The sequence below is a fragment of the Streptomyces fuscigenes genome, from assembly GCF_021556455.1.
Classification (GTDB): domain Bacteria; phylum Actinomycetota; class Actinomycetes; order Streptomycetales; family Streptomycetaceae; genus Streptomyces; species Streptomyces fuscigenes.
In genome coordinates this window covers 1-3,609 of sequence record NZ_JAKGCV010000510.1, presented here as the reverse complement: position 1 = coordinate 3,609, position 3,609 = coordinate 1, and the positions used below count along the sequence as shown (strand labels likewise).

At 75.0% G+C, this 3,609-nt stretch carries 2 protein-coding genes; both read right to left on the bottom strand.

Annotated elements, in window-relative coordinates:
- On the bottom strand, positions 1–1,142 hold a 1,142-nt coding region (locus tag L1885_RS25440), incomplete at its 3' end, for a protein kinase (RefSeq protein ID WP_235799511.1).
- A gap of 208 nt (positions 1,143–1,350) precedes the next feature.
- The gene (locus tag L1885_RS25435; RefSeq protein ID WP_235799510.1) at positions 1,351–3,399 is read right to left on the bottom strand and encodes a serine/threonine-protein kinase; all 2,049 of its coding nucleotides are present in this window, start codon (positions 3,397–3,399) and stop codon (positions 1,351–1,353) included.
- Between the last annotated feature and the right edge of the window lie 210 nt (positions 3,400–3,609).

The following is a 3,609-nucleotide window of genomic DNA, read 5'->3' as shown; positions in this document are numbered from 1 at the left end:
TAGGCCGCGATGGCCCCGGCGCGCGCCGCCCGGACGGCCTCCGAGGCGCTGTTGGCCGAGGGCAGGGCGGGCTGCGCGTTGGGCCCTCCGTACGGGGCGGGGACGCCGGGGGTGCTCTGCTGGCGCGGCGACCTCGGCAGGGCGCCGGAGGTGCCGGACGAGGTGCCGTACGGGCTCTCGCCGCCGAACGCCGCGTGGCCCTGCGGGGCCGGCAGGCCCGCACTGGAGGGTCCCTCGCCGGCCGCGGGGCCCGGTGCCGCGTCGGGCTCCGTCTCACGCGGCCCGTAGGGAGGAGTGGCCGTGTAGGGCGGCGCGTAGGTGTCGTACGCCTCGCGCGGTGCCCGCGGCAGCTCGTAGCCGGGGGCCTGCGGGGGCGGCGGGGCGAACCGCGGATGCCCCGGGCCGGCGGCCTCCGCCGCCGGGTGCGCCCCGGACGCCTCGTCCGCGACGTGTGTCCCGGGGCCGGGCGCCGGCTGACCGGCGCGGTGCGGCGGCTCCTGCCGCGGGTGCTCGTCGGGGACGCCCCGGGTGTCCGGCGCCGGGCCGGGCGGCTCGGGGACCGGGGCGTACCCGCACAGCGCCTCCTCGGCCGCGCCCGCCGCCAGGCCGGTGAGCACGACGCGGCCGTCGTCGCAGACCAGCACCGTGCGGACGGTGATGTTGCGGTGGACCCAGCCGTGGCCGTGCAGGACGCGGACGGCGGTGAGCACGTCCGAGGCGATCTCGGCCGCCCGGTAGGGGTTGAGGGGGTGTTCGGCGATCAGTGCGGCGAGCGGTCGCGCGGCGACCAGTTCGCTCACGATCCACAGCGAGCCGTCCTCGGCGAAGACGTCGAAGACCTGGTCGAGCCGGGGATGGTCGGGGACCTGCGCGGCGCTCTGCGCCGCCTCGATGGCCCTGCGCACGGCCGGATCCGCCGTGCCCCGCGCCTGGCGCGCCCCCGCCGGGGGGTAGGCCACGGCTCTGCCGTCCGGGCCGACGACCTCCGCCTCGACGATCTCGGGCAGCGGCACCTGCCGGACGAGGACCTCCTGGCCGCTGTACGTGTCGAAGGCACGCGTCTCGACGACGTCGTACGCGTCGGCCGGCGGCAACGGCAGGCGATAGCGGTCGGCCAGGACCCGTCCCGCGTACTCCTCCACCATGCCTCCCACCACCCGTCGGCCGGGCCCGTTCCCTTTCGCTCTTGTGAAGCGTCAAGTCCGGTCGTTTTCCAGCCTCTTGCGACTGCGTACGGTCCGCGACCTCTCACCATACGTGTCCGCACGCGTACGCGCCGCCCGTCACGGCAACGGGATGTGGAGGGTCACCTTCCGTGACATATGGCAAAGATCGTATGGCCGAAAGGGCCTACATCGTCGGCTTGAACGTTTCGAACGCCGTGTCGCGGAGTGTCGAGCACTCCTTCCCGTCCCACGCGTCGGCCTCGCAGGTGATCATGATGGAGTAGCCGTGGTGCGAGTCGATGCGGAAGCCGCGGTCCAGCACGCGCATGTGCTTGCCGCCCTGGTCCCGCTCGAACTGCCAGTCGGCGACCGTCGGATAACCCTTGTAGTCGACCTTCTTGATGCCGACGAGCTTGTAGTGGCTGCTGCTGCCGCGGACGGCGGGCTCCAGCTGCGTCCAGGCGAGGACGGCACTCGAGGTGGGACTGCCCGTGAAGTCGACCTGTATTCGGGGGAAGCCTCCGTCCGCGCTGAATATGCCGCCCGAGCTCTGCCCGGCCGTGCCCGTCTTGTGGAAGCCCTTGGGCATGGCCATCGAGAATTTGAACTGCTGATCGGAAACGGTGGCGTAGCCGGCGGGCAGGGCGCTGCCGCCGCCCGAGGAGCCGGCCGACGCGCCGCCGGACGGGGACGAGCCCTTGTCCGATTCGCCCGCACCCGCGTTCGAGCCGGCGGATCCCGAGGGGCCCGACGAGCCGGTCGTGGGCGACGCGGACTTCCGCCCGTCGCTCCCGGCGGTGGCTCCGGGCGAGGCGCCGCCCTTCGCGCCCGCGGCGGGCGCGGAGGGCTGCCCCTTGCTCTGCGGGCCGCCGTCGTCCCCGCCGCCGAGGGTGAGGGCGAGGACGATCCCGATCACGGCGAGCGCCAGCACGCCGGCGATGATCAGCATCGTCCGGCGGGGCACGACGTCGGAGAGCGGCGCGCGGGGCGGGACGCTCCGGGTCGGCGGCGCGGCGACCGACGCCATCGCGGCGGTGGGCCGGCCGGCCCGACTTCCCGCCGGCTCCGCCGCCTTCTTCGCCGGGCGGGAGGTCCACGAGGGCCTCGCCGGCTTCGGCTCCTTCACCGCGCCCGCGGCGGCCGTCTGCTGGGCGGTGCGCGAGGAGCCGGACGCCTTCGACGGTGGCGACGCGGGCGCGGGCGGGGCCTCGGGGAGCGCGGCCAGCGGGACGGCGCGCGTCGCGTCCAGGTCCGCCGGGGGCTCGGGCTCCTTCGCGGGCTTCTCCGGGGCGTTGACGACCCGCGTCAGCAGGGCGCGCGTGCGGGCGTCGTCGAGACGCTGCTCGGGGTCCTTGGCCAGCAGCCCGTAGATGACCTCCTCCAGCAGCGGGCCCGCGTGCTTGGGCGGGTCCACCGGCTCCGTCATCACGGCGGTCAGCGTGGCGATCGCGGAGCCCTTGTCGTAGGGCGGGGTGCCCTCGACCGCCGCGTACAGCAGGCCGCCCAGCGACCACAGGTCGGCCGCGGGCCCCGGCTTGTGGCCCCGCGCCCGCTCCGGCGAGATGTACGAGGGGGCGCCCACGAGCATGCCCGTCGAAGTGACCGAGGGGTCGCCCTCGACCTGCGCGATGCCGAAGTCGGTCAGGACGACCCGGCCCTCCTCCGCGATGAGCACGTTGGACGGCTTCACGTCGCGGTGCAGGATGCCCTGGCGGTGGGCCTGCCGGAGCACGTCGAGGACGGCCAGGCCGACCTCCGCGGCGCGGCGGGGGGTGAGCGTGCCGTCCTCGCGGATGGCCTCGGCGAGGGACTTGCCCTCGATGAGCTCCATCACGATCCAGGGCCGGTCGTCCTCGTCCACCACGTCGAAGACGGTCACCGCGCCGTTGTTGCGGATACGGGCGATGGCCTTCGCCTCGCGCAGGGTGCGCGTGATGAGCCGGCGCTTCTCGTCCTCGTCGATGCTGGTGGGGAACCGAAGCTCCTTCACCGCGACCGTACGGCCGAGCATTTCGTCCAGGGCGCGCCAGACGGTGCCCATGCCGCCGCGGCCGAGGACGCCGTTCAGCCGGTAGCGGCCGGCCAGCAGCCGCGCCTCCTGGGCGTCCTTCTGATCCGTCTGCGGCTCCTTCGCCTCTTCCACCCCGGCTCCCGTCCGCTGGGCCTCGTCCCGTCGGGGTTCGTCCCGTTGGCGGTCCTGCGCCGCGTTCCGCGGCTGCTCAGCCTCCGACATGCGTCCCCTCTGCGATTCCCGTAACGCGCCCTGGCAGAGGCTCCATTGTCCCCCACCCAGCGACCCCGGCTGCCTCCGGGTCAGAAGGTAGCGCAGGCTCGCGCTCCCCCGTACGCGGGCGGGGGGCATGTGCCGGGCGCACCGGCCCCGTTGGCAACCGCCGCCTCCCCCGCCCCGGGCGCCCCGGGCGCGGCGGGCGCGGCGGGCGCG

Excerpts from the sequence above, each read along its gene's own strand:
- L1885_RS25435 (WP_235799510.1), bottom strand. The coding sequence starts at position 3,399 with ATGTCGGAGGCTGAGCAGCCGCGGAACGCGGCGCAGGACCGCCAACGG.